The organism is Janthinobacterium sp., assembly GCF_009923995.1.
Taxonomy (GTDB): Bacteria; Pseudomonadota; Gammaproteobacteria; order Burkholderiales; family Burkholderiaceae_D; genus Janthinobacterium.
Genome location: NZ_RFSK01000117.1, coordinates 1 through 6,443, shown reverse-complemented (window position 1 = coordinate 6,443; position 6,443 = coordinate 1). Strand labels below are relative to the sequence as shown.

At 59.5% G+C, this 6,443-nt stretch carries 4 protein-coding genes and 1 pseudogene; 1 reads left to right on the top strand and 4 read right to left on the bottom strand.

The features are described from left to right. Positions 1–488 (top strand): annotated as a pseudogene (locus EBS11_RS27760) (erythrose-4-phosphate dehydrogenase); the annotation flags it as partial. Positions 489–538: 50 nt separating this feature from the next. On the opposite strand, the gene EBS11_RS27755 reads toward EBS11_RS27760, so the two are convergent. The 4 genes from EBS11_RS27755 to EBS11_RS27740 all read right to left on the bottom strand — a co-directional run bounded on the left by EBS11_RS27755 (position 539) and on the right by EBS11_RS27740 (position 5,183). Beyond that, complete coding sequence (locus tag EBS11_RS27755) at positions 539–736, bottom strand: hypothetical protein (protein WP_290608657.1); 198 nt, start codon at positions 734–736, stop codon at positions 539–541. A 139-nt stretch (positions 737–875) separates the two neighbouring features. Continuing rightward, positions 876–1,658: a YoaK family protein gene (locus EBS11_RS27750; protein ID WP_290608655.1), complete on the bottom strand. Its 783-nt coding sequence runs from the start codon at positions 1,656–1,658 to the stop codon at positions 876–878. A 111-nt stretch (positions 1,659–1,769) separates the two neighbouring features. Then, on the bottom strand, positions 1,770–2,234 hold the full coding sequence (locus EBS11_RS27745; RefSeq protein WP_290608654.1) for a hypothetical protein: 465 nt from the start codon (positions 2,232–2,234) through the stop codon (positions 1,770–1,772). A gap of 102 nt (positions 2,235–2,336) precedes the next feature. Then, positions 2,337–5,183 (bottom strand): TonB-dependent receptor, encoded by a 2,847-nt coding sequence (locus EBS11_RS27740; protein WP_290608652.1) that lies wholly within the window; start codon positions 5,181–5,183, stop codon positions 2,337–2,339. Between the last annotated feature and the right edge of the window lie 1,260 nt (positions 5,184–6,443).

Below are 6,443 nucleotides of genomic sequence, written 5' to 3'. Positions count from 1 at the left end.
CGGGCCTGATGACCACCGTGCACGCCTACACCAACGACCAGGTGCTGTCCGACGTGATGCATGAAGACCTGCGCCGCGCCCGTTCGGCCACCATGAGCATGATCCCGACCAAGACGGGCGCCGCTGCCGCCGTGGGCCTGGTGCTGCCTGAGCTGAATGGCAAGCTGGACGGCTTCGCCATCCGCGTGCCGACCATCAACGTCTCGCTGGTCGACCTGTCCTTCATCGCCAAGCGCGACACCACCGTGGAAGAAGTCAACGCGCTGATGAAGTCCGCTTCGGAAGGCGCCCTGGAAGGCATCCTGACGTACCAGACCGAACCGCTGGTATCGATCGATTTCAACCACAACCCGGCGTCGTCGAACTTCGATTCGACCCTGACCAAGGTCTCGGGCCGTTTGGTGAAAGTATCGTCGTGGTACGACAACGAGTGGGGTTTCTCGAACCGCATGCTGGACACCACCGTCGCACTGATGTCGGCCAAGTAATTTTTTGACCGCATAAAAAAACGCCCTGCGGGGCGTTTTTTTTCGTCTGCTTAGTCGTCGGCGCCAAGGTGCTGGCATTGGTGGAACCAGCGTTCGCAGGATTCCTGATTGCCCTGGTAACAGCTGTTGAGGATGTAGTCGCAGCTATCCGAAGGAATCCATGCGCGCACGGCGGCCGTGCTGGAGAAGGACGCGGCGATGCCGACAGCGGCGGCAAAGACAAACAGGGCTTTTTTGATGGAAATCATTTTTCTCGCTTTCAGAATTGGACAACGGTAGGGTGTCGAATCAAAAGGCCGCCACGGCACGCGTGATGCGCTTGCCGTGGCGCAGAAAAATATTAGCATTAAAACCAATAAATTATTGCTATAAAGAAAAATATTTATGCTAACGCAAGGTGTGGGCGTGCAGGCGGCGCCGGTAGAAGCGCCATAGCAGGCGCAGGTCGCGCAGTACGGGCACGCCGGAGAGCAGGGTCAGCACGCCGGCGAGGATGATGGTGGCGGCAGGAAAGCCGATGTGCTTGAAGGATAGCGCGCCGCTGACGCCGCCCATGAAGAAGCAGGCGATCAGCAGGCTGTGCGTTTTCAGCTTGCCGCGGTTGACCTTGACGACGCGGTCCGGCAGCTGGCGCCGGTTGTAATACGCCATCTTGCCCAGTTCGATGCCGATATCGGTGGACAGTCCAGTCACGTGGGTGGTGCGGATGACGGCGCCCGAGATCTTGGTGATGATGGCGTTCTGCAAGCCCATCACAAAGCACAGCAGCAAGATGGTGACGGGACCGAGCACATCGGGCATGGCGGCCAGGTAATTGCCCGTCAGCCCGAACAGCAGTAATAGCGCCGCTTCCAGCAGCAGGCTGGCGGCGAACTGGCTGTGCAGGCGCCGGCGCTTGCCCCAGTTCACCATGATGGCCGTCACGGCGGCGCCGCTGACAAAGGCCAGCCAGGCGCCTAGGGCGGCCAGCGCCAGCGTGACATTACCCAGCGCCAGGTCGTCGGCCATGCCCGAGACGATGCCCGTCATGTGCGAGGTATAGCCGCCGATGGCGAGGAAACCGCCCGCATTCACGGCACCGGCCACCAGCGCCAGCACGCAGCCCAGCTGGAGGTTGGCGTGCTGGTCGCGCGCGGCGCCGCTCAGGCGTGACAGGTAATGCAAGGGCATGGAAAAAAGTTTCCTTTGGCAAGACAGCGTTGATCCCTATCATACGCCCCGCGGCCGTCGCGGGCTATCATCAGGGCACGCTGCGCGGCAATGGCGCCAGCCTGCTCGATGCTACTGGATGCGCACCACCTTGGGCGAGCGGGAAGCGCCTTCGATGTCCAGGAAGATGGCGCCCAGCATGCCGCGCACCAGGGTGACTTTCAAGTCCTTGCCGACCACCACGCCATCGCTGCCGTCGACGACTCTCCAGCGCTGGCCATTGGCCAGGGTGATGGTCTGCCCTGGCTGCCAGCCCTCGAACTTGCCGGGAATATGGCTGTCCAGGCTGGCCAGTTGCGGCGCCGGCATGGCATCGACGGCGCGTTTTTGCTTGCCTTCCATGCCGAAGGCCTGTTTTTGTTGTTCCACCGTCCTGGGCGCCACGGCCACCGCCGCGGCTGGCGCGGCACCGACGGGCATGGCGTCATAGCAGGCCAGGCGCGCCGCGCCCTCCTTGAGCGTGCGGCAGTGCAGGGTTGCCGCATCGTCGGCCAGGGCCGGGCCGCACACTGCCAGCAACAGTAATAATTTTTTCATATCCAGTTCCTGTCGTTTCTTTTGCGGAAAAGAAAACGGCGCACCGTAGCGCGCCGTCGTTGCGGGGATGGAAGGCGGTGACGCCGTCCATCCGCTGCAGGATTACATCGTCACGCGCAGACCGGCATAGTAGCGGCGGCCGATGGCATCATACGTGCCGGCATCCGTGTTGGTACCGGTGCTGTTGCCTGGCAAACCGCTCAGGATCGGTGGTGCCGACGTGTCGAAGGCATTGTCGATACCCAGGTACAGCTGCACTTGTTTCTTCACGTCGAACGTGAGCTGGAAGTCCTGGTAGGTACGCGAACCAACCTTGAGCGAGTTCGCTGGCAGGTCGAGCTGCGCCAGGAACTGGTCATCCAGCGACGAACGGCCGATGTAGGTCGTGGTGCTGCTGATGCCGAAGCTGCCCCATTTGTAGGCCAGGTTCAGGTTAGCCTTGTTCTTGGCTGCACCGACTTCGCCAGCAAACGGATCCTTGTCTTCGCCCTTCAGAGGAATGACATAACCCTCTTTTACGTAGGTGTATTGCATCTTCGCGGTCAGGCGGCCTGGTCCGACCATATCTGCCCACGAAGCGGTCAAGTCGATACCTTCGGTGCCCAGGCCACCGCTGTTCGAGACGGCCGAATCGATGTAGCTGAGCGTACCGATGTTGTTGCCGCCACCGGTAGCAGTGCGACGCGTGATGAATTTGCACAGCTCAGGATTGCCGCCGCCATAGCACTGGCTCAGCGAGTACTGGCGTGGCGTGCTGACGATGGCATCGGAGATCTTGATGTCGAAGTAATCCGCCGTGAAGGTGAACTTGCTCAGCATCGGGATCGAACGCGGGGTCAGTACCACGCCGACGGTCGTCGAACGGCCTTGTTCCGCCTTCAGGTTCGGATTGCCGCGATCGTAGCCGCTGATGCCTTGCAGGTCCGACTGGGTTTGCGTGAACACGCCATTGGCCTGGATATTGGCCAACACGTTAGGATCGGCGCGGCAGCCTGCCGAGAATTCCGTGGTGGACGTCGCGGTGACGCCTTTGCACGGATCCGAGATGCCTGGCGGGAAGGTTTGGCTCGCTGGCGAATACAGTTCGTTGATATTCGGTGCGCGGGTCGAAATCGAACGCGTGGCACGGAATTTCACGTCCGACGTCGGCGCCCATTCCAGGCCCGTGTTCCAGCTGTTGGTGTGGCCGACCGTCGAGTAGTCACCGACGCGGTAGGCGGCACGGAAGTCCAGCTGCTTGGCCAGGAACTTGTCTTTCAGCAGCGGTACCAGGGTTTCCAGGTAGGCTTCCTTGACATTGAATTTGCCGTAGGTCGGTGGCGCGGCATTGCCGGCGTTCAAGCCTGCCTGGGTCAGCGGATCGGCCACGCTGCTCGATTCTTCCTGACGCCATTCGACGCCGCCCGACAGGCCAACTTTGCCTGCTGGCAACTGGAACAACTCGCCGCTCAAGTTACCGCCAGCCACTTTTTGCGTGGTTGACGTGATCAGGGAGCCTGGCGCCGTCACATATTTCAGGGCTTCCGGCGAAATGGAATTGAAGCCGAACAGATTCACGGGTACGCAGCCTTGCAGACGCGCGATCGGATCCGCGCACATTGCACCGCCCTTGCCATCAGGAATCGCCAGCAAGGCGTTGCGGAAGCTCATGACATTGACCTGGCCGGTCGAGTTCTGTGCTTCCTTGGTCTTGCCGTACGATACGAAGGCTTCATAGTTCCAGTCCTTGATCGTGCCTTTCAGGCCTGTCGCCAGGCGGAAGGTGTCGCGTTCCGCCGTATTGCCACGCGTGCCCACTTCGGACAGGCGGCGCGAGAAGGTGTAGTCCGGAATGCCATCGCCATTGGTGTCGGTGGCGCGGTCATACAGGTACTGCGGCACCAGCGGATTGCGCACGAGGACGCCGTTGACCATGCTGCCGACCGGCACTGCGCCAGCGGTCGGGAAGATATCCTTCGATTGCAGGCCGAACGGCTCGATGCGCGAGGTGACCTTGGTCGACGCGTAGGTGCCTTCGAAGAAGGCGCTGTGGTTTTCGTCGAAGGCATGGTTGCCGTTCGTGGCGAACAGGAAACGTTCCGTCGGCACGGCGATCGTGCGCAGCGCATTGCGGTTGTAGCCGGTTGCAGCCTGGGTGGCCGAGCCGTTGGTGGACCAGGGAATGATGTTGCCGGCGCGGTCATAGGTGAAGTCGCCCGCCGTCTTGCCGGAGCCGTACAGGAAACGGCCTTGCGGCGCGATGCCCGAGTAGAAGGGTGTTTCCGGCGTGAAGATGTCGGCCGGATCGCCCGTGAGCGTGCCCAGCGACTGGTTGTCGACATCGGTGCCCGGACGGTTGCGCGAGTACACGGCGCCTTGTTTCGAGTAGCCGAAGTGGCCCATGATATTGCTGGAGCCGTCGGCGCTGGTGGTGCCGAAGGTCACGGCCAGTTTTTTCTTCGAGTCATCGTGGTAATCGCTTTGACCCAGCGATGCGTCGACCAGCACGCCGTTGAAGTTGCGCTTCAGGATGATGTTGACCACGCCGGCCACGGCATCCGAGCCATAGGCGGCCGAGGCGCCACCGGTCAGCAGTTCGACGCGCTCGATGAAGTCGGTCGGGATGGTGTTCATGTCGACGGCGGATTCGCCGGGAACACCGGCGACGAAACGGCGGCCGTTGACCAGCACCAGGGTACGCGAAGTGCCCAGGTTGCGCAGGTCAATCGTGGCGACGCCGACGCTGGCGGTCTGGAAATTGGAGTTGGTACGGCTGATGGATGGGGCGCCCAGAGTCGGGTTTTTCAGCAGCAATTCTTGCAGGTTGGTGGCACCCGAGGCGGCGATATCGGCCGACGTCAGGATTTGCAGCGGCGATGGCGATACGGCATTGGGCGAAGTCAGGCGCGAACCAGTGACTTGCACCTTGGTGACATTGTCATCTTCTGTCTGAGCAAATGCGGAGTGCATGGTGAGCGCGATACTGCCCGCACACACCAGTCTGATCGAGCGTGAAAGAACTGTTTCCTTAAGCATTTTCGAATCCCTTGTGTTGTAAGTTAATAATTATTTTTTAAAAAACTTTACGACGATCGACTGTACCTAGGCACAAGTTTCAAGTCAATTTAATACTTACAATCTTTAAAAATAACAACAACTTGCATAATTATTATTTATTTGCAGGGGTGCTTTTTTTCATGATGGGCGACATGAATGTTGTCGTGCCTGATGCTCGCAGCGGAAAATGTTTATCTGGAATAAAAAACCTTCGCGCTTTGCCGGTACCAGGGCGCGCGATTGAATGTATAGACAATATCGGAGGAGGGCGACTGGAATTGCTCGATGCTTCTTCATTGAGGATGCACTGCTTTCATTTGCCATTATGATTTTGCATAATTGACATTATTTCCTCAGGTTAAAGGCCAGGAACATATAAAGAAACAAATAAAGACCCGCGTTTTTGCTGTTTTTGCAGGGTTTAATTTCCATTTTGAAACTTAAAATAGCATTTTGCAAATGCCTGGAGAGGGAGGGCTTCCTTAGGCGATGTTGCATGCCGATACCGGGCCGCACCGGCAGGGGGACTGGCGATGGGCATGGAATAGTTGTTTCACCGGGAAAATAAGGCGTTCATATTGCGTGGCGCGCGAATATCGTCAGCGAATCTCATTGCCGGATATTTCCAGGTAAACAGGAAATGGGCATGGCGCTATTTATTTATTTTATGGAAGGAAAATAGAATAAGAATGGCCGTCTCTGTTTTAGAACGGATTGCGGTGGAGAATATAGTGGATATTTTCTTTTTGAATGGCGAGGCATAAAAAGCCTGCGGCCACATGGCGCTAACGGGGCGCCGCCAGGACGTGGCGCGAGGGCGGCGGCGGCGCTGGCGCGCGGTGCCGGGGTCCTGCGCTTCGTTGTGGTAATTACGCGACAACCGGCGCCGTCAACGTCGCCGATGGACGCGCTGACGGGAGAAAAAAGTGGCCTTCCAGGCGTGCCCGGCACACGCCACGGCGTGCCAGGGAACGGTCGCGGCAGTGCCTGCTTGCCCTGCTAACCGGCGTCCTGGAAGATGGAGCGCCACAGGCGGCGGACATTTTCCGCGTGCAGCTGGACCCGCTCCGGTTCCACCCGGGCCAGGTCCTGCCCCTGCAGGCGCAACTGGTGCTGCAGCTTGCGCAGCGCCCGGTAGGCGTCGGCCACGGAGGCGGCCAGCTGGGCGTCGAT